The organism is Pseudoxanthomonas winnipegensis (assembly GCF_030322905.1).
Lineage (GTDB): Bacteria > Pseudomonadota > Gammaproteobacteria > Xanthomonadales > Xanthomonadaceae > Pseudoxanthomonas_A > Pseudoxanthomonas_A winnipegensis.
Map to the genome: position 1 here is coordinate 842,876 of NZ_CP095475.1, position 19,757 is coordinate 862,632.

Below are 19,757 nucleotides of genomic sequence, written 5' to 3' on the forward strand. Positions count from 1 at the left end.
AATTCCGTCGCGGTCATGGGCTCTCGCCCAACGATCCGCCGGCGCCGAGGCGCCTTGGCGCCCCCACGAAACGTCTACCGTCGTTCCCGCGAAGGCGGGAACCCATGGACGTTGCTCGACCTGCACGGAAGTCCCTGGATCCCCGCGTTCGCGGGGATGACGGGCTTTGAATTCATCGCGCGGAGCGGGATTGGCTTTCGGCGAGCAGGTGGCTTCAAGGCGCGCGCCGCACCTAGCAGCTAGCCTCTCTATCGTCACCAGTAGCAAAACCTCCCTACCGTCGTTCCCGCGAAAGCGGGAACCCATGGACGTTGCTCGGCCTGCACGGACGTCCTTGGATCCCCGCGTTCGCGGGGATGACGGGCTTTGAATTCATCGCGCGGAGTGGGATTGGCTTTCGGCGAGTAGGTGGCTTCAAGGCGCGCGCCGCACCTAGCAGCTAGCCTCCCTATCGTCACTACTAGCAAAACCTCCCTACCGTCGTTCCCGCGAAAGCGGGAACCCAGTGGCTTTACACGCGAAGGGTCAAGGCGCTGGCCTCCCGTCTCAACGGGAGCCGCGGCTGTCCTCTGCCGGCGCCATGGCGATGAGTGCGCGCAGCGATCAGGCGTACTCGTCGAGCAGGCCCCGGCTACGCACAACCACCGGAGCGACCGAGGCCTGCGCTGTGGCGCGCCCATTGCCGAACGCATCGCTCCCGAAGGACTGTCCCTGCGAGCGCGGCGCGGCGCCCTGATCCTGCTGCTGGCCGGACTGCTGGCGCTGGCCGATGTCGGCGTTGCCCAGCTGCAGGCCCTGCTGGCCGAGCAGGTCGCGCAGGCGCGGCAGGCTGGCTTCCAGGGCCTGGCGCACATCGGCGTTGGCGCTGTGGAAGGCGGCATTGACCTGGGTGCCGTCCAGCTGGATGCGCACGTCGATCGGGCCGGCGTGCTCCGGGTTGAGGCGGATCTCGGCGTGGCCCAGCTTCTGCTCGGCCATCCACGCGATGCGCGTGCCGAAGCTGTCGTCGAAGCCGTCGTCCAGCTGCGCCGGCATGCTCATCGGCGTGGCGGTCACGGCATTGGCGGTGAGCGGGCGATCCAGGCTCGGCGTGCCCTGGACCAGTCCGCCGAAGCTCAGCGCGTCGGACCTGTCGTCCTTGCTGTCCGGCAGCGCGAAGCCGTTGGCGCCCTCGCGCTCCAGCGCGGCGCCGACCGCCAGCTTCAGCGCGTCGGCCGGCGCGGCAGTGGCGGCGGCCTTGGGATCGAGCAGGGCGGCCAGCGCACCGGTCGAGACCAGGCCTGGCGACTGCTGCAGGGCGCCGGCGGCGTTGCCGGCGATCAGCGCGGCGGTCGCGCCCTTGGTGGCGCTGGTGGCACTGCCATCCGCCGTCGGCAGCGTCGCCGCGTCGGTGAGCGGCTGGGCCGGCGCGGTGAACGCGACGCCGGTGGCGAGCGACGGCTGGGCATCGCCGGTGGACGCAGGAGCGGTCGCAGCCGCGGGCGTGGCAGCGGTGGACGCAGCGTTGGCGCCGACGGCATTGCCGGCGAGCAGCGCCGGGTTCACGGCCCTGGCCGCGCCGGTGACGCTGACGTCCGCCGCCGGCAGCGTGGGCGCGTTGGCCGCCGGCGTGACCGGCGCGGTGATGGCCAGGCTGCCGGCCAGCAGGGCCAGCAGCTGCTGCGGATCGCTCGACGGCACGGGCGCGGCCTGGATGTCGTCCTTGCTGGCGGTCGCGGACGTGGTCAGCGGCGCCGCGATGCTGTCTGCCATCTGGGGCGTCAGCGCGGCCTGCATCGACTGCGTGGCATCCGGGATGGCCGCTTCGGGGTCCGCGCCGCGGCGGATCTGGTGCGCGGCGGCCGCGAGCACTGCGGTGCCGACATTGGCGGCAGGCAGCGGAAGCGTGGCATTGGCGGGGTTGGGCTGCATGGTGTCGCTCCCGCCGGCGGGCGGCGTGGCGCTGCCCGCCGCCGGCGCGGCGGCGGCGCTGGGGTTGGCGGGCTGCGAAGAGGTGGCATTGGCGGTAGCGCTTTGCGCCGCAGCGCTGGCACCGGCCGCCGGCGTGGCGCTGCCGGTCGCCGCAGTGGCCGCGCTGGCGGCGAAATCGGCATAGCTGCGGCCGTCGCCGGCCGTCGCCGCCGAAGCGGCCGGTGAGGCCGACGCGCCCGGCGAGGCCAGGCCCGCGCCGCTCAAGAACGCTGCGCCCCCGGCGATCATGCGCCTTCTCCTTCGGCCTGCAGCGCGGCGGCCCGCGCGGCGACGCCGCGGTTGCCGATCTCGTCCAGCTCGCGCTGGGCCTTGGACTGCTGCACCTGCGCCTCCTGGGCGCGGTAGCTGTCGGCGAGTTTCTCCAGCACCAGGGTCTCGCGGCTGGCCAGCAGCAGGCGCGCGCGTTCGACGTCGGTGACCTGCTGGCTCTGGCTGACGATGCCGGCCTGCTGCACGACCGCGGCATTGAGCCGTTCGCGGAAGGCGACGCGGTTGACCAGCAGCGCCGGCGACATGGTGGCGTTGGCCGGCGAGGCGGCGTACTCCTCGGCGTAGCGGCGCAGTGCGTCCAGGCGCTCCTGCTGTTCGTGCACGACGCGCTCGCGCTCGGCCACCGCGCGGGCGGCGTCGTCCTGGCGCTGCTGGGTCACCTTGATCAGCGGTTCGAGGCGTTGTGAGCGCATGGGGGCGTTCTCTTACGTGGATTGCGAGGGGGAGCAGCGGTTACTGCTTGAGCGGGAAAGGCTGGCCGGGCGTGTCGTCCAGCAGGCGATGCAGCGACTGCCGGCTGGCCTGCACGTCGGAGGCTTCGCGCACGTCCTGGCCGAGGAAGTTCTGGATCGCCGGCCAGCGCGCCATCGCCTCGTCGACGTTGGGATCGCTGCCGCGCTGGTAGGCGCCGATGGCGATCAGGTCGCGCTGCGCCGAGTAAGCGGCCATCAGGCGCTTGAGCTTGCGGATGTGCTCGCGCCACGGCGCGTCGGTGATGTCCTGCATCACGCGGCTGACCGACTGCTCGATGTCGATGGCCGGGTACTGGCCGGCGTCGGCGATGCGGCGGGTCAGCACGATGTGGCCGTCCAGGATCGCGCGCGAGGCATCGGCGATCGGCTCCTGCTGGTCGTCGCCCTCGGTCAGCACGGTGTAGAAGGCGGTGATCGAGCCGCGCCCGTCGGCGCCCATGCCGGCGCGCTCGACCAGCGCGGGCAGCTTGGCGAACACGCTGGGCGGATAGCCGCGCGTGGTCGGCGGCTCGCCCACCGACAGGCCGATCTCGCGCTGGGCCTGGGCGAAGCGGGTCAGCGAATCCATCAGCAGCAGCACGTGCAGGCCCTGATCGCGATACCACTCGGCGATCGCGGTGGCACGCAGCGCGCCGTGCAGGCGCGCCAGCGGCGGGCGGTCGGCCGGCGCGGCGACCACGACCGCGCGACGCAGGCCTTCCTCGCCGAGGGTGGCCTCGACGAAATCGCGCACTTCGCGGCCGCGTTCGCCGATCAGGCCCACGACGATGACATCGGCCGAGGTGTAGCGGGTCATCATGCCCAGCAGCGTCGACTTGCCCACGCCCGAGCCGGCGAACAGGCCCACGCGCTGGCCGCGGCCGATGGGCAGCATGGCGTTGATGGCGCGCACGCCGACATCGAGCGATTCGACGATCGGCTGGCGCGAGAGCGGATTGATCGGCACGCCGGCCAGGGCGACATAGCCTTCGGCGCGGATCGGGCCCTTGCCGTCCAGCGGCGCGCCGTCGTTGTCGATGACCCGGCCCAGCAGGCCTTCGCCCACCGCGACCTCGCCCTTGGTGCGGGTGGCGATGACGCGCGCATTGGGCAGCAGGCCCTGCAGGTCGCCGGTCGGCATCAGGAAGGTGCGCTCGCCGGAGAAGCCGACCACCTCGGCATCGACCCAGCGCCCGCCGGAGGTGGCCACGCGGCAGCGCGAGCCCATCGGCGCGCTGCAGCCGGAGGCTTCCAGGGTCAGGCCCACCGCGCGGCGCAGCACGCCCTCGCGCACCAGGCCCATCGATTCGTTGGCCGGATCGGCCTGGCGCAGTCGCTGCGCCAGGCGCAGATTGCGGGCGCCTTGCAGGCCATCGGTCACGGCGTCGTGGGGCAGGGCGTTCATGGCGCGGGCGCATGTCCTTCGCCGGAAGCCAGGGTGGCCTCCAGCACCGACTGCAGCCGTGCATGAAGCGTGCCGTCGATGCGCACGCCCTCGCTGTTGAGGCGCAGCTCGCCGCGGCCCAGGCCGGCGTCGGCGGTCAGGCGCACGCCGCTCAGGCCCGCCAGGTGCGGGGCCAGCACGCCGAAGTCGTCCGGGTGCAGGCGCAGTTCCAGTTCGCGGCTGCCGCTGCCGACCGCGTCGATCGCCTCGCGCACCAGGTCGGCCAGCAAGCTGGGATCGGCGGCATAGGCGCGGCCGACCAGCACGCCGGCGATGCGCGTGGCCAGGTCGGCCAGCGCGTCGGCCACCTCGCCATCCAGGCGCGCCAGCGGCCGGGTGAAGCCGTCCAGCACGGCCTGGATCTGCTCGATGCGGCGCTGGATCTCTGCCTGGCCCGCGGCCAGCCCCGCCGCGTAGCCGGCGGCGTGGCCTTCGGCCTGGGCGTCGCTGCGGATCTGGTCGATCTGCGCGGCGGTCGGCGGCTTGGGCAGTTCGGGCGCGTCGCGGCGCGGGCCCAGGCCCGGGGCGGTCCAGCGCACCGCGTCGGCGGCCGGGGCGAAGGCGTCGATCACACCAGCGCCTCGCTGCGGGTGCTGATGGAGATGTCACCGGCCTCGGCCATCTTGCGCACCTGGTCCAGGATGTCCTTCTGCGCGGCCTCCACTTCGGCCAGGCGCACCGGGCCGCGGGCCTCCATGTCGTCGAGCAGGATCTCGGCGGCGCGCTGGGACATGTTCTTGGTGATCTTCTCGCGCACGCGCACATCGGCGCCGCGCATGGCCAGGGCCAGCTTGTCGGTGGAGACCTCGCGCAGGATCGCCTGCATGGTGCGGTCGTCCAGATTGGCCAGGTTGTCGAACACGAACATCAGGTCGCGGATCTCGGTGCCCAGCCCGTCGTCGACCGCGGCGATGGCCTTGAGCAGGGACTCGTCCTGGCCGGCCTCGACGAAGTTGAGGATGTTGGCCGCCACCTTGGCCCCGCCGATGGCCGAGGGCTTGCCCTGGCTGCCGCTGAACTGGCGCGCCATGACATCGTTGAGCTCGGCCAGCGCATGCGGCGGGATGCCGTCCAGCGTGGCGATGCGCACCAGCAGATCGCCGTGCAGCTCGGCCGGGATGTGCTTGAGCACCTCGGCGGCCTGGTCGCCTTCCAGATGCGCCATGACGATGGCGATGATCTGCGGGTGCTCGTTGCGCACCAGCTGGGCGATGGCCTTGGGCTCCATCCACTTCAGCGCTTCCAGGCCCGGCGTGTTGCGCCCGGACAGGATGCGGTCGATCAGGCCGCTGGCGCGCTCCTCGCCCAGGGCCTGCATCAGCACCGCGCGCACGTATTCGTCGGCGCCGTCGCCGATCTTGGCCGGCTGCTCCAGGGTGTCGACGAACCGGGCGATCACCTGCTGCACCAGCGAATGCGGGATGTCGCCGACGCTGGCCATGGCCACGCCGAGCTTCTGCACTTCCTTGGCCTCCATGTGCTTGAGCACCTCGGCGGCCTGGGCCTCGCCCAGCGACAGCAGCACCACGGCCGCGCGCTGGGTGCCGGTCAGCGGCGCATCCTGATCAGCCATCGGAGTTCACCATCTCGCGCACGACCTGGGCCACGCGCTTGGGATCGGTGCTGGCCACCTCGCGTGCGGTCTGCAGCTTCTGCTCGAAGCCCGGCCCCGGCGGCAGCACCGGCTTGGGCGAATAGGCCGGCGAGAGCTTCACCGGCACCTCGTCGTCGTCGACCATCTCGGCGGTGACCGTGGGCATGACCTGGCCGCCAGCGCCGGCGGGCACCAGCGCATTGCCGACGGCCACGCGCGGGGACAGCATCGCGCGGAAGGCCGGGCGCAGCACGAAGAAGATCAGCCCCAGCACCGCCAGCCCGCCCAGCACCATGCGCGCGATGTTGAGCGCACGCGGGTCCTGCCACAGCGGCAGCGCGTCCTGCGGCGTCTCCACCGCGGCCGGGGCGAACGGGGCGTTGACCACCGAGACCACGTCGCCGCGCTGCTGGTCGTAGCCGATGGCCTGCTGCACCAGCGTCTCGATGCGCTTGAGTTCGCCGTCGTTGAGCGCGCGGGTGGCGGCCGGCTTGCCGGCGCTGGCGCTGCCGGCCGGCACGTTGTCCACCAGCACCGCGGCGGTGACGCGGCGGATGCGCGGGGTCGCCTGGCGGGTGTGGGTCAGGGTGCGGTCGATCTCGTAGTTGCGCACCGTGCTGCGCGTGCCCTGGTTGTTGCCGGCGTTGGCATTGGCCTGCTGCGGCGCGGCGCCGTTGGCCGGGTTGGCGCCGTTGGCGGGCGCGGCCGCGTTGTTGGCGTTGGGCGTATTGCTGGCGCTGCCAGGCACGCCCTGCGCGTTGGCGTTGGAGGCCGACAGGTTGCCCGACTCGCTCAGCTGCTCGCTGCGCACGATCGCCGGCTGCGGGCCATAGGTCTCGCTGGCCTGCTCGGTCTGGGCGAAGTCCATGTCCACGCTGACCTTGGCGCTGACCCGGCCCGGGCCGGTCATCGGCGCCAGCAGTTCCTCGATGCGCTGGACGTAGAGGGCTTCCTGGCGACGCTGCTGTTCGAACTGCTTGGCGTTGACCGCCTCGGCGCTGTCCGGATCGTCCTGCGAGAGCAAGCGGCCGAACTGGTCGACCACGGTCACGTGCTCGGGCGACAGGTCGGGCACCGACGAGGCGACCAGGCGCTCGATCGCGTCGATCTGGTTCTGCTCCAGGGTCTGCCCGGCGCCCAGCTGCAGCACCACCGAGGCGCTGGCCGGCTCGTTCTGGCGGGTGAAGGCCGAGGGCTTGGGCATGGCCAGGTGCACGCGCGCCTCGCGTACCGGGCGCAGCTGGGCGATGGTGCGGGCCAGCTCGATCTCCATGGCGTGCTGGTAGCGCGCGTTCTCGACGAACTGGCTGGTGCCGAAGCCCTGGTCGCCCTGCAGCGACTCGAACCCGGCCGGACCGCTGCTGGTGATGCCGGCGCTGGCCATGGTCATGCGCGCCGCGCCGGCCTGGTCGGCCGGCACGGTCAGCGCGCCGGTGGCCGCGTCGAGCTTGAACGGGATCTGCGCGCCGCGCAGTGCCTCGGAGGCCTGCGCGGTGGACTTGGCGTCCAGCCCGGCCTGGACCGCCACGTAGTCCGGCTTCTGCGTCCAGAAGAACAGCCACAGCCCCAGCGCGATGGCCGCCGCGGCCAGGATGAACACCGCCAGCTGGCGGACCACCGGAATGTCCTGGAAGCGACCGAGGTCGCGCAGCGCATTGGCGGCTTTGGGAAGGGCGGTGGCGCTCATGGGTGGCGGATGTGTGGGTGGTGAGTGGGAGGAGCCGGGACCCGGGACCCGGGACCGGGGACCCGGGAAAAGCGGTAGAGCGGTGGAGCTGTAGCTTTCCTGTGGTTTGAACGGCGGCTCTGGTGAATCGTCACGCTCGCCAGAAGCCGCTTGTCCCGGGTCCCCGGTCCCTGGTCCCCGGTCCCGGCCCTTACACCGGCATGTTCATCACATCCTGATAGGCCTGCACCAGCCGGTTGCGGACTTCGACCGTGGCGCGGAAGGCGACCTGCGACTGCTGCATGGCCACCATCGTGCGGGCCAGGTCGGCGCGCGGATCGCCCAGTTCGAAGGCGGTCTGCATGGCGCTGGCGTTGGCCTGGGTCGCGCTGACGTTGTCGATGGTCTGGGACAGCAGCTGGCCGAAGCCGCCGGGGCCGGCCGGGTTGACCGCGTTGCTTCCCGCCACGCCGCCGACGTTGCCCAGGCCGTTCACGTCGATGGCGTTGCCGACGCCTTCGCGCGTGCGCAGTTCGTGCGCGCGGATCTGGGACAGGATCGAGGAGATGGCGTCGGTCATGGCCGTGTTGCCGTTGGGTTCTTGACGGGATCAGGCAAGACGCGTGCCATCCCCCAAGTCAGAAACCCGCCGCCACCGCGACGCCTTCGGCTTCGCGGTCGATGCCGTACTTGCGCAGCTTCTCCACCAGCGTGGTGCGGCGCAGGCCGAGCAGCGGTGCGGCATGGGCGACCACGCCACCGGTCTGCGCCAGCGCGGCGCGGATCAGGTCCAGCTCGATGCTGGCCATGTGGTGGCGCAGGTCGATGCCCGCGGCCGGCAGCACGGCCTCGCCGGCCGGCGCGGCAGGCGCCGGCATCGCCACCGCGGCAGCGGGAGCGGCGGCCTTGGCCACCGGCGTGGCGTTGACCAGCGCCGCCACCGCGCTCTGCGGCTGGGCGATCTGCTGCAGCGCCGGTGCGTCTTCCAGGCCTTCGCCTGGCGCGGCGCTGCGATAGCGCGCCGGCAGGTCGGCCGCGCGCACGGTGCCGGCCGGATGCAGCACCGACAGGCGCTCGATCAGGTTGGACAGCTCGCGCACGTTGCCGGGCCAGCGATGCCGGGCGAGCGTGGCGATGGCCTCGTCGGACAGGGTCACATGGCCGCGGCCGTTGTCGCGCAGCTGGCGGGTGATGGCGTCGACCAACTCGGGCAGGTCCTCGATGCGCTCGCGCAGCGCCGGCATCTCGATGGGGAACACGTTGAGGCGGTAGAACAGGTCCTCGCGGAACTGGCCGGTGCCGATGCGCGCTTCCAGGTCGCGGTGGGTGGCGGCGATCACGCGCACGTCGCACTTGATGGTGGCCGTGCCGCCGACGCGCTCGAAGCAGCGCTCCTGCAGCACGCGCAGCAGCTTGACCTGCATCGGCAGGGACATGTCGCCGATCTCGTCCAGCAGCAGCGTGCCGCCCTCGGCCATCTCGAAGCGGCCCTTGCGCTGGGTCAGCGCGCCGGTGAAGGAGCCCTTCTCGTGACCGAACAGCTCGCTCTCCAGCAGGTCGGCCGGGATCGCGCCGCAGTTGACCGCCACGAACGGCTTGTCGCGACGCGAGGAGCGATCGTGCAGGGCGCGCGCGGCCACTTCCTTGCCGGTGCCCGACTCGCCCAGGATCAGCACGGTCGTGTCGTGCGGTGCGACCTGGTCGATCATGCGGTTGAGTTCGATCGCCGCCGCGCTGCGGCCGGTCGGGCCGGACTGGGCGCGGCCGACGCGGGCCTCGGCCTCGGCGTGCTTGACCGCAGCCTTGGACAGCGCGTCCTGCAGCTGGGTGCGGCGCACCGGGAAGTCCAGCGGCCACACCGTCTGCCGATGCAGCGGCGCGCGCCAGGCCGCGTCCGGCGCGTGGCCGGGCAGCTCCAGCACCGGCGGGTGCAGCGGCTGGGTCGACAGCCAGCTGGTGAAGGTGACCAGCGCGGACGCCTCGACGTCGCCGACGATCACCGCCATCCAGTCGTTGGGACGCGCACGGCCCAGGTCCAGGTCGGCGACCTCGGCGACGATGCGCGGGGTGTAGTCCATGAATTCCAGCAGCGTGGCCACGCGCTCGGCGCGGTCCATGTCCTGGTCGATGACGAGAATGCGGGCGGTGTTCATGTCAGGCGGCAACCGAAATGGAAGGACGGGACAGCTGGCGGGCCTTGGCCGGGCCGATGGCCAGCTGGTCGCGGTACTTGGCCACGGTGCGGCGCGCGATGCGCACGCCCTGGCGGGCCAGCAGGCTGGCGATGACGTCGTCGGCCAGCGGCGCGGTGCGGGGCTCTTCCTCGATCAGGCGCTTGACCATGGCGCGCACGGCGCTGCCGGAGACGTCGGCGCCTTCCAGGCGCACGGCGAACAGGCGCTTGAGTTCGATCGTGCCGCGCGGGGTCTGCATGTACTTGCCGGCGACGATGCGCGAGACGGTGGACTCGTGCACGCCGATGGCGTCGGCCACCTCGCGCAGGGTCAGCGGCAGGATGGCTTCCTCGCCCTGCTCCAGGAATCCGCGCTGGCGCTCGACCAGCAGCTGGGCGGTGCGCAGCAAGGTGTCGTTGCGCATGTTCAGGCCACGCACCAGCCAGCGCGCCTCGTCCAGCAGGCCGCGCAGCACGGCGTTCTCGCCGCCGTTGCCGGCCAGGGCGCGCTCGCAGTGGGCGCTGATGCGCACGCGCGGGGTGGTGTAGCGGCCCAGCGCCACGCGCCAGGCGCCGCCGGCGAACCAGGCCACCACGTCGGGCAGGATGTGGCTGTCCTCGGTCGCGGCCGGGGCCTCGACCGGATGGGCGCGCAGCGACAGCACCAGCGCCACCGCGGCGCGCACCTGGTCCAGGCTGGCCTGGGTGGCGGCGGCCAGCGCGGCATCGTCGTGCGCGGCCAGCAGGTCCAGGTGATCGGCCAGGATGCGCGCGGCCAGGGTGCGGGCCGGGCTGTCGGCCAGCGTGCGCAGCTGCGCGCGCAGGCACTCGGCCGGATCGGTGGCGGCCATGCCGGCCCATTCGCCGTGCAGCAGGCGCTGGCGCACCAGCTGCAGCGCGTCCAGGTCGAAGCGCTGCTCGCCTTCGGCCAGCAGCGCGTCCAGCGGCTGCTCCAGATAGCCGCGGTCGTCGCAGCGGTCCAGCCACCAGGCGGCCATGGCCAGGTCGGCGGCGTTCCAGCTCACCGCCAGCAGGGTCAGCAGGCGCACGCGCATGTCCGACGACTCGCCGGCGGCGATGCGCGCGGTGGCGTCTTCGTCCAGGGTGCCGCCGGCGTTGCCGGACAGGCCGGCCATGAACGCGGGCTCGGGCAGTTCGTCCCACGCGGCCGCTTCCAGCTGAGCCGCATCATCGGCTTCGAGCGTCTGCGCCTCGGCCTCGGGCTCGTCGGTTTCCAGCAGCGGGTTGCGCTCCAGGGTCTGGGCCAGCTCCAGCTCCAGCTGTTGGCTGGTGAGCTGCAGCAGGCGGATGGACTGGAGCAGTTGCGGCGTCAGGTTGACGCCTTGCGCCATCTTGGCGGTCAGGGTGCCTTTCACGTTGATCTCTCCGTGGCATCCGGCCCAGTGCCGGTGTGTGGAGCTATCGTGGAATTGACGCGCCGACTTCCGAATCGGGGCAAACCCTGTAGGGACTCAGGGTAATCCTGTCGTCTTGTAGGGGCATCCCCCACTTTGCGTCGTAAATCTGACGTGAAAGCCAGCTGAACGTAGAAAGTTGACCCAATGCGTCACGTGCGACACGGATCACAAGCCGGGTTTTTGGCGGACCGTGCGACACGTGCCGACACCTTGCGGCAACGCACCCGGGCAAGGCGTCGAAAAGTGGTCGCCGATGCGCGGGCTGCGGAGCGTGTCAGCACGCGCCGTGCCACGGGGTGGCGACGGCCCTCCGACGCGCGATCAGGGGCGGTCGTGGTGGCGCATCGCCACGCGCAGCAGCTCGCTGGCGTTGCGGCAGCCCAGCGCCTCCATCATCCGCGCGCGATGGGTCTCCACGGTCTTGACGCTGATGCTGAGGTCGGCGGCGATCTGCTTGGTCGTCCGCCCGGCGCCGAGCGCGTCGAGGATCTCGCGCTGGCGGCGCGGCAGGCTCTCCACATCGCCCGGCTCGCGCGGGGCGCGATAGCCGCGCAGCTGCGGCGCGGACACCTGCGGGCTGAGGAAGGTCCGGCCGGCCGCCGCTGCGCGCAGCGCGATCTCCAGTTCCGCCGGCGAGGAATCCTTGACCACATAGCCCAGCGCGCCGCGCGTGAGCGCCTCGCGCACGTGCAGCACATCCTCGTGCATGGACAGCACCACGATGGCCACGTCGGGATGCAGCCGGCGCAGTTCGGCCAGCGCGTCGAAGCCGGTGCGGCCCTTGAGCGAGAGGTCGAGCACCACGACATGGGGCAGCAGCTGCTTGGTGCGTATCACCACCTCGTCGGCGTTGGCGGCTTCGCCCACGATCTCGACGCCTTCCATGGATTCCAGCAGGCGGCGCACGCCGGCTCGCACCAGCGCGTGGTCATCGCATATCAGGACGGACAGCACGCGCCGCTCCTTCGTTTTGTTTCCGTGTAACCCCCTGCGCGTGGCACCTTAACGAACCACGTCGCGGCTGAAAAGGGCTTGCATCACCTCGCAAGCGTGCCTAGGTCCCACGCCGACGTTGCGCGATGTCACGTCGATGGATGCGGAACACGTGCCGTTCCAGCGCCGCCTCGAGCGCGGGCGAGCTCGGCGCGAAGGCCAGCCAGGCGCGCGTGCCGGCCGCGTCGGGCGCGGCGGCCACCACCTGCGCGGGCAGCACCAGCGGGGAGGGCAGCCAGTCCGAGGCGCGCACGCGGAAGACTCCCTGCGTGCCGGGCTGCGCGGCCTGGTCCAGCACCAGTTCGACGCCGCGCGCCGACCAGCGCAGCGCGCGCTGTGCGTCCTGGGCGGCCTGTCCGCCGGCCAGGTCGGCCACCAGCAGGGTCAGCAGATCCAGCTTGGCCTCCAGGCGCAGCAGCGCCGGGTCGGGCGGCTGGTCCGGATCGTCGCCGCGGCCGATGCCATCGTCGATCACCGCCAGCGCGCGCAGCAGCGACTCGGCCCGGCCGAGCAGTCCATCCACGGCCGACGGCACCAGCGCCTGCGGCACGAAGGCCGCCGCGCGCGTCTCCTCCAGCGTCAGGATCTCGTCGAACAGCAGCGCGTGCGCCTGTTCGGGCGTCGCGGGCACGGGGTCGGTCATCGCGCGGACTCGGGGGACGAAGGCGGCAGGATGCCGCAAGTCGCGTGCAGGATGCGGATAGGACAGCGGCGGCGCGTCAGCTGCGCCGGCGCGGGGCGCTACTTCAGCGCACGCATCCAGGCATTGGCGCCGCGACGGCCGGCTCCGAGGCGGGCCAGTTCGGCGCTGGCGGCGTCGCGGCCGGCGCGCAGTTCTTCCATCAGCAGCTGGTAGTCGGCCAGCAGGGCCAGCCACAGGCCGCGGTCGGCGGTCTTCAGGTCGATCCGCGACAGCGCCAGGACCAGCTGGTGCTGGTAGCGGCTGAGCAGTTCGTCCGCCGCCTCCCAGGTCTCCAGGTGGATGGCGTGGCGGATCTGCTCGATCGGCAGCGCGGGCACCTGCGCCAGGGCCGACGGGGGCGGCTGCGCGATCTCCATCACGCGCCCTGCGGCGCGATCTGGCGCCAGGCGGCCTCGATCTCGCCCAGCAGGCCGTCCACTTCCTGCAGCGGGGCCAGGTCGTTGTTGAGGTTGGCGGCCAGCAGGCGGCGCTGGCAGTAGTCGTACAGCGCGGCCAGGCCCGCGGCGATCTCGCCGCCGGCGTCCATGTTCAACGAGCCGTTGAGCCCGCCGATGATGGCGCAGGTGTCGGTGATCGCATGCGCCTTACGGGTGACGTCGCCGCGTTCGAGCGAGGCGATCGCCAGGCGGATGCGCTCGCGCGCGGTGGACAGCATGATCGCGATCAGCTGGTGCGGGCTGGCGTCCAGCGTCGCGCTGCTGGCGCCGGTCTGCTTGTACTGATTGGCTAGGCTGCGGGCATTCATGGCAAGGCTCGTCGATTAGTCTTCGCTGCTGCTCTTGTTGAGCTGCTGGGTCAAGAAGTCGCTGGTGCTCTGCAGCTTGCTCATCATCGTGTCCAGTGCGGTGAACTGCGCCTTGTAGCGGGCCTCGGCCGCGGCCATGCGCGTGTCCAGGGCCTCCTTCTGCGCATCGAGCTTCTTGGTCTGTGCGGTGAGGCTGTCGCTGCGCGTGCTGAGCAGGCCGCCGCTGTCGATCATCGCGCCCATGGTCGTGGCCATCTTGCCGGCCATGGTGTCGCTGCCGCTGCCGAACACGCGGCTCAGCGCGGCGGGGTCCTTGGACAGCCCCGCGTTGAACTGGGTCTGGTCCAGGGTCAGCGTGCCGTCGGTCCCGATGCTGATGCCCAGCGACTTGAGGTCGACCACGTTGGCGCTGAGCGTGTTGCGCAGCTGGCTGGTCACCCCGCGCACCATCGCATCGCCGTTGAGCGCGGCGGCGACCTTGGTGCTGGCGTTGTAGTTGGTGGTGCTGGCGATGGCGTACAGCGCGGCGTTGAACTTGTCGACGAAGTCCTTGACCGCGCTCAGCTGCGCCGAGGTGTCGGTGGCCACGTCCATGGAGATGACCGTGCCCGGCGCGGCCGCCTTGAGGTTCAGGGTCACGCCCTGGACCAGGTCGGTGATGGTGTTGCTCGAGCTGGTGCGCAGCACTCCGTCGACCTTGACCTGGGCGTCGCTGGCGGCCACCAGCTGGGTCATGCCGCTGCCGGCGCTGCCGTCGTAGGAGAACGCGGCCAGGCCGCCGTCGCCGCCGCTGGCGGTGACCGAGATCTGGTTGGCCGTGCCGCCGTCCAGCGAGGTCAGCACCAGATGCGCGCCATCGTCGCCGTTGACGATGCTCGCCGAGATTCCCGAGCCGCCCGCGGCGGTGTTGATCGCATCGCGGATGCCCGACAGCGTGCCGTTGGCCGTGGTGATGTCCACCGACAGCGTCTTGCCGCCGTAGCTGATGCTGAGGTTGCCGGTGCCGACCACCGCGGTGCCGTCGCCGCTGAAGCCGCTGGAGGCGAGCTTCTGCGCCGCGGCCAGCGACAGCACTTCGACGTTGTAGCTGCCGCGCGCCGCGCCCGCGGCGGCCGTGGCGCTGAAGCCGGTGTTGGCCGACAGGCTGACGGCGCGCGCGTTGGCGGTGCTGCCGCCCTGCAGGACGGTGAGCGAGGAATCCAGGTTGGAGAACGCCGAGCGCAGCGTGGCCACGGCCGAGACCTGGGCGGTGATCTTGGTCTGCGTCGCGGCGTAGCGGGTGTCGGTCGGCGCCCGTTCGGCGGCGACCAGCTGCGCGGCCATCGTCGCCGGGTCGATGCCCGAGGAACTGCTGGTGCTGCCGATGGTGGTCATGCGCGGCCTCCGGCGAGGGCGCTCGGCGCGGTGGGCAGCGTGTCGGCGTTGCGCATGGCGCGGTCCTCGCGGGGCGGGAAGAACGGGTGGGCGATCGTGCTGGCGGCCGTGGGGTCGCCGTGGGAAGACGCAGCTCGTCCTGTTCCAAGCCGGCGCGGCGCGCGGGCTTGGAACAGGACGCGACCGGAAGGTCGCGTCCTGGTGACGCTTGGGATTACGAGATCAGCTTCAGCACCGACTGGGCCGACTGGTTGGCCTGGGCCAGCATCGCCGTACCGGCCTGCTGCAGGATCTGGTTGCGGGTCAGCTTGGCGGACTCGGCCGCGTAGTCGGTGTCCTGGATGCGGCTGCGGGCCGCCGACAGGTTCTCCGAGGTGGTCGACAGGTTGGACACCACCGAGCTGAAGCGGTTCTGGATGGCACCCATGTTGGCGCGGGCGGTATTGACCGAGGCCAGGGCCGCATCCATCAGGTTGATCGCATCGTTGGCATCGGCCGCGGTGGTCAGCTTGAGGTCGGTCAGGCCGGTGTGGCTGACCGAGGTCGCGGCCGCGGTCGTGGTGCCGCTGACGCCGCCAGCGTTGGTGAGCGCGGTGAAGGTGGCCGTCGAGCCCTGGCCGGTGACCGTGAACTTGCCGGTCGCATCGTCGAAGGACACGTTGGCCAGCGCGGTGTTGGACGCCTTGGCGGTGTTGAACGCGGTCTCGAACGCGGTGGCGGCCTGCGCGGCGGTGCGACCGGTCGAGGCGGCGATGGACACGGCCACGCCGTTGATGGTCACCGAGGTGGCGGCGGCGGCGTCGGTGTAGGTCAGCGCGGCGCTGTCGGCGGTGTAGGTGGTCGAGGTCCAGGCGCCGCCCAGCGAGGCCTTGGTGGCGTTGGCGATGCTGGCGATCGAGATCGTGTCGCCGACATTGGCGCCGACCTGGAAGGCCTGCGCGGTGAACGAGCCGTCCAGCAGGTTCACGCCGTTGAACTTGGTGCTGGTGGCGACGCGGTCGATTTCGTCCTTCAGGGCCTGGGCTTCCAGATCCAGCGCGGCGCGGTCGGTCGAGTTGTTGGTGGCGTTGGCCGACTGCACGGCCAGTTCGCGGATGCGCTGCAGGTTGTCGCCGATGGCGCTCAGCGCGCCTTCGGCGGTCTGCGCCAGCGAGATGCCGTCGTTGGCGTTGCGGGCAGCCTGGTCCAGGCCACGGATCTGGGCGGTCATACGCTGGCTGATGGCGAGGCCAGCCGCGTCGTCCTTGGCGCTGTTGATGCGCAGGCCCGAGGACAGACGCTGCATGGCGGTGGCCAGGTCGCTGCTGGACGCGGTCAGGTTGCGCTGAGCGTTCAGCGAGCTCACGTTGGTATTGATGACAGACGACATGAGAAGTCTCCTAGTTGAGGGTCCGGCGGCGACTGAGAGGGTTGGGGCCGGTTCCGCAGGGTGTGGCCGGGATTGGCCCTCTCCGCTGCTGATAGGGTTATCGGCGCGCTCGGCGCCGCCTTTAGCCCTGGGTCGAAAGAAATCCGAGCTTTCTTCCCAGCGCGACATGCCAAACACGTGCACAAGCAGTAGCGCGAACCGGACGTGTCATGTGGGTCATGCCGCGACACCAACGCGCTTGCCTCCGGTAACGGCGACCCGAGCGCGGACTTGAGTCCGGATCAAAAATCCCTTGTTTTGCGCTGTTTCCCGCGCTCTTGACCTCGAAGCTTCTTGTGCGAAAACACAGAACGGCACTGGCTTGGTGGGAGCCGCCATGGCGGCGACGAGGCTCTCCCTGGACAGCCCCATCGCCGCCATGGCGGCTCCCGCCGAGCAGCCAAACGGCTGTCGCGTTCTGTGACCTACATCAAATCGAACAGTGACTTGCTTTGCACCGCGAGCATCGTCTTCTGCGCCGCCTCCAGCGCGACCTGCTGCAGCGAGAGCCGGCTGGCCGCCTCGGCCGGGTCGACGTCGCGCAGGTTGGACAGGGTGCTCTGCAGGCTGACGCCATAGGCGCTGCGCGCATCGGTGGCATCGTCCAGCGCGGCCAGGCGCGAGCCGGTCTGCGAGCGCGACAGCAGGAAGTGGTCCTGCGCGCTGGCGATGTCGCTCAGCGCGCCGTTGAGCGCGTTGCTGCGCGCGGCCTTCTGCGCATCGGTCGTGGCCGGGGTCTCCAGCGCGGTGGCCAGGCTGTCCAGCGTGCTGAAGATGTCGCGGTTGGGCGCCTTGCCCACGGTGAAGGTGTCGCCGGCCGCGGGCGCGCCGCTGAGGGTCATCTGGATGCCGCCACCGCTGATCGCGCTGCCGGCGGTGTAGGTGCCGGTGGAGACGACCGCGCCGCTGCCGTCCAGGATCTGGTAGCTGTCGGCGGCGGTGAACTTCACGGTGACCGACTGCCCGTTCCAGGCGCCGCTGTCGATCACCGAGCTGTTGCCCAGCACGCCGGTGCCGGTGTTGCCGGCGCCCACGCTGGCCACGCTGATGCCATCGCCGGTGCGCACGCGCAGGAACAGGTCGCTGCCCGGATCGGTGTCGGCCACCTTGAGGTTGGGCGCCACCTCGACCTGGTTCTGGCCGTCGTCGCCGACATAGGTGACCTGGCCGCTGGCGTTCTGCGCGAAGGGGATCACGCCATCACGCGATCCGGCGAACAGCTGCTTGCCGGTGCCGTCGTCGCGGTTGGCGATGGCCAGGATCGCCGCGCGGATCTGGCGCAACTCGTCGGCGATCGAGGCGCGGTCGCTGTCCGAGACGGTGGCGGTGTTGGCCTGGATGGTCAGCTCGCGCGCGCGGTCCAGCTGCGTGCCGACATCGCTCAAGGCCTGCTCCTGCGAGCGCAGCCGGTGCTCGACCAGCGCCGCGTCCTTGTCCTGCTGGTCCAGCGTGGACAGCGCGTGGTCCAGGCGCTGGGCCTGGGCCATGCCGGCCGGGTCGTCGGCCGCGGTGATCAGCTTCTTCTGCGTGGTCAGCTCCAGCTGTGTGCGCGAGACCTTGGACTGCTGGGCCAGCATCGCGGCCAGACTTTGCTGGTGCATGCCGTTGGTGGAAAGACGAAGGGTCATGAACAGGCTCCGGGTTCAGCGCGCCACGGCGGACAGAAGGGTCTGGAACAGGGTGTCGGCGGTCTTGAGCACCTGCGCGGCGGCCTGGTAGGCCTGCTGGAACTTCATCATGTCCGCCGCTTCCTCATCGAGGTTGACGCCGCTGACCGACTCGCGCTCGGCGCTGACCTGCGCATCGATGGTCTGCTGCGCCTCCAGGCTCATCTGCGCGTGGCTGGCCTCGGTGCCGGCCTTGGCGGTGAGCTGGCTCATGGCCATCGTCAGCGACTGGGTGCCCCCGCTGAGCAGTTGCTCGGTGTCCAAAGTCGAGAACGCCTGGGCATTGGCATTGCTGGACGAGCGTGCCGGCGTCGGCGCCAGGCTGAAGCTGTCGCCCGCGGTGGGCGTGCCCTTGAGGGTGATCGACCAGCCGCCGGCCGGATCGCTGATGGCACCCCCGCTATAGGTCTGCGGACTGCCACCGTTGATGGTGTAGGTGGTGTCGTCGATGAATTCGATGTGCGCGCCGCTGAAGGAGGCGAAGGCGCTGGCGCTGGTCACCGCCGTGCTCGCCACCGAGGCCTTGCCCAGGTTGCTGGTGGCGGCACTGGCGCTGATGGCGCCGGCCGCGGCGATGCCGGTCGGGTCGCTCATCGTCACCGTCAGGCTGCCGGCCGCGCCGGTGGTCGGGCGCACGGTGAACTTGTCGCCGGCCGCGGCCGCGCCGGACAGCACCAGCGAGACACCTTGCACGACGAACGGGTTGCCGGCCGAGCCGTCGCCGCTCATCGGCACCGTCGCGCCGGTGTCGGCGCGCTGGGCGGTCCAGCCGCTGCCGCTGTAGCGCAGCACGATGTCGCTGCCGGTGAGCTGGGAGACGTCGCCGACCGTGGCGGCGAAGCTCGCCGAGCCGGTGTTGGCCGCGTTGGACGCCACCGCCGGTGCGGCCAGCTTGAACAGGTCGGCGCCGATCTGGCCGTTGTAGTCCACGCCGTTGGCCTGGGCCTGGTTGAAGGCCAGCGCCACGCCGGTGGCCAGGCGGCCGAGTTCGTTGCGCGCCGGGTCGAGCACGTTGGTGCGGAACTGCAGCAGGCCGCCCAGCTCGCCCGAGATCGAGGCATCGGGCAGGCGCACCGGCGTGCCGTTGCCGGCATCCAGGCCCACCTGCAGCCGCCCGGGCTGGTCCGGGTCCTGCAGCGCGGTCAGCGTGCTGGCCTTGGCGCCGATCACCAGCGGCTGGCCGCCGGTGGTGAACACGCTCAGCGAGCCGTCGGTCTGCTGGACCGTCGTCGCCCCGATCAGCCCGGCCAGCTTGGTCACGCGCAGGTCGCGCGCGTCCAGCAGTTCGGCCGAGGCGTTGGCGCCGGAGGAGGCGATGGTCTTATTGAGGTCGGCGATCTCCTTGGCCAGCTGGTTGGCCTGGCCGACCTTGTCGGAGAGGTTCTGGTTGGTCTCATCGTCGATGGTGGACAGCTGGCCATCGAGGGAATTGAAGCGACCGGCCAGCGACCGGGCCGCGGCCAGCAAGGCCTCGCGCGCGCTGGTGCTGGTCGGGTCGCTGGAGACGCCGCGCGCGGCATCGAAGAAGGCCGACATCGGCGTGGACAGGCCCGTGCTCGAATCGGACAGCAGCGTATCGACCCGCCCGGCCATCGACGACAGGCTGGTCAGGCGACCGACCTCGCCGCTGCTGTCCACCTGGCGGGCGAACACCAGCCCGTCGGCCAGGCGCTGCAGCGCGGCCACGTCCACGCCTTGGCCGCTGTTGCCCACGCCGGCGGCGATGTTGTTGCCCACGCGCGCGGCCAGGCTCACGCGCTGGCGGCTGTAGCCCTCGGTGGTGGCGTTGGCCACGTTGTTGCTGACGGTGCCCAGCGCGCGCTGGAATGCCAACAGGGCCGAGCTACCGGTGGAAAGCAGACTGGTCATGGCGCGGTCC

General features: G+C 71.2%; 17 protein-coding genes. All 17 read right to left on the reverse strand.

All coding sequences use genetic code 11. The features are described 5' to 3' along the window. Nucleotides 1-603: 603 nt before the first annotated feature. Nucleotides 604-2,199, reverse strand: coding sequence for a flagellar hook-length control protein FliK (locus MWN52_RS03595; RefSeq protein ID WP_286576642.1), 1,596 nt, complete (start codon nucleotides 2,197-2,199; stop codon nucleotides 604-606). Then, nucleotides 2,196-2,654, reverse strand: coding sequence for a flagellar export protein FliJ (gene fliJ, locus MWN52_RS03600; protein ID WP_130515559.1), 459 nt, complete (start codon nucleotides 2,652-2,654; stop codon nucleotides 2,196-2,198). Before fliJ ends, MWN52_RS03595 begins: the two co-directional genes overlap by 4 nt. A 40-nt stretch (nucleotides 2,655-2,694) precedes the next feature. Then, nucleotides 2,695-4,098, reverse strand: coding sequence for a flagellar protein export ATPase FliI (gene fliI / locus MWN52_RS03605; RefSeq protein ID WP_130515561.1), 1,404 nt, complete (start codon nucleotides 4,096-4,098; stop codon nucleotides 2,695-2,697). Beyond that, entirely contained in the window at nucleotides 4,095-4,706 is a 612-nt protein-coding gene (locus MWN52_RS03610; RefSeq protein WP_379655776.1) for a FliH/SctL family protein, read from the reverse strand. Before MWN52_RS03610 ends, fliI begins: the two co-directional genes overlap by 4 nt. Beyond that, nucleotides 4,706-5,689 (reverse strand): flagellar motor switch protein FliG, encoded by a 984-nt coding sequence (gene fliG, locus MWN52_RS03615; RefSeq protein ID WP_165394586.1) that lies wholly within the window; start codon nucleotides 5,687-5,689, stop codon nucleotides 4,706-4,708. Before fliG ends, MWN52_RS03610 begins: the two co-directional genes overlap by 1 nt. Nucleotides 5,690-5,702: 13 nt before the next feature. Further along, nucleotides 5,703-7,418: a flagellar basal-body MS-ring/collar protein FliF gene (gene fliF, locus MWN52_RS03620; RefSeq protein ID WP_286576643.1), complete on the reverse strand. Its 1,716-nt coding sequence runs from the start codon at nucleotides 7,416-7,418 to the stop codon at nucleotides 5,703-5,705. Between the two features lie 190 nt (nucleotides 7,419-7,608). Beyond that, the gene (gene fliE / locus MWN52_RS03625) at nucleotides 7,609-7,977 is read right to left on the reverse strand and encodes a flagellar hook-basal body complex protein FliE (protein WP_286576645.1); all 369 of its coding nucleotides are present in this window, start codon (nucleotides 7,975-7,977) and stop codon (nucleotides 7,609-7,611) included. 58 nt (nucleotides 7,978-8,035) lie between these two features. Further along, the gene (locus MWN52_RS03630; RefSeq protein WP_286576647.1) at nucleotides 8,036-9,550 is read right to left on the reverse strand and encodes a sigma-54 dependent transcriptional regulator; all 1,515 of its coding nucleotides are present in this window, start codon (nucleotides 9,548-9,550) and stop codon (nucleotides 8,036-8,038) included. Nucleotide 9,551: 1 nt separating this feature from the next. Further along, nucleotides 9,552-10,946 (reverse strand): RNA polymerase factor sigma-54, encoded by a 1,395-nt coding sequence (rpoN, locus tag MWN52_RS03635; protein ID WP_286576648.1) that lies wholly within the window; start codon nucleotides 10,944-10,946, stop codon nucleotides 9,552-9,554. A gap of 363 nt (nucleotides 10,947-11,309) precedes the next feature. Continuing rightward, on the reverse strand, nucleotides 11,310-11,939 hold the full coding sequence (locus tag MWN52_RS03640; RefSeq protein ID WP_286577672.1) for a response regulator: 630 nt from the start codon (nucleotides 11,937-11,939) through the stop codon (nucleotides 11,310-11,312). A gap of 103 nt (nucleotides 11,940-12,042) precedes the next feature. Further along, the gene (locus MWN52_RS03645; RefSeq protein ID WP_286576649.1) at nucleotides 12,043-12,624 is read right to left on the reverse strand and encodes a PilZ domain-containing protein; all 582 of its coding nucleotides are present in this window, start codon (nucleotides 12,622-12,624) and stop codon (nucleotides 12,043-12,045) included. A 98-nt stretch (nucleotides 12,625-12,722) separates the two neighbouring features. Then, a complete protein-coding gene (locus MWN52_RS03650; protein ID WP_286576652.1) occupies nucleotides 12,723-13,040 on the reverse strand; it encodes a hypothetical protein in 318 nt (105 codons plus the stop codon). Further along, the gene (fliS, locus tag MWN52_RS03655) at nucleotides 13,040-13,429 is read right to left on the reverse strand and encodes a flagellar export chaperone FliS (protein WP_130523223.1); all 390 of its coding nucleotides are present in this window, start codon (nucleotides 13,427-13,429) and stop codon (nucleotides 13,040-13,042) included. The genes MWN52_RS03650 and fliS overlap by 1 nt, the downstream gene beginning before the upstream one ends. A 15-nt stretch (nucleotides 13,430-13,444) precedes the next feature. Further along, the gene (fliD, locus tag MWN52_RS03660) at nucleotides 13,445-14,803 is read right to left on the reverse strand and encodes a flagellar filament capping protein FliD (RefSeq protein WP_286576655.1); all 1,359 of its coding nucleotides are present in this window, start codon (nucleotides 14,801-14,803) and stop codon (nucleotides 13,445-13,447) included. Between the two features lie 214 nt (nucleotides 14,804-15,017). Continuing rightward, complete coding sequence (locus MWN52_RS03665; RefSeq protein ID WP_286576656.1) at nucleotides 15,018-16,172, reverse strand: flagellin N-terminal helical domain-containing protein; 1,155 nt, start codon at nucleotides 16,170-16,172, stop codon at nucleotides 15,018-15,020. 464 nt (nucleotides 16,173-16,636) lie between these two features. Next, nucleotides 16,637-17,839 carry a flagellar hook-associated protein FlgL gene (gene flgL / locus MWN52_RS03670; protein WP_130530815.1) on the reverse strand — a complete coding sequence of 401 codons (1,203 nt, stop codon included), beginning with the start codon at nucleotides 17,837-17,839 and terminating at the stop codon, nucleotides 16,637-16,639. A 15-nt stretch (nucleotides 17,840-17,854) separates the two neighbouring features. After that, complete coding sequence (gene flgK, locus MWN52_RS03675; RefSeq protein WP_286576658.1) at nucleotides 17,855-19,747, reverse strand: flagellar hook-associated protein FlgK; 1,893 nt, start codon at nucleotides 19,745-19,747, stop codon at nucleotides 17,855-17,857. Nucleotides 19,748-19,757 lie beyond the last annotated feature (10 nt).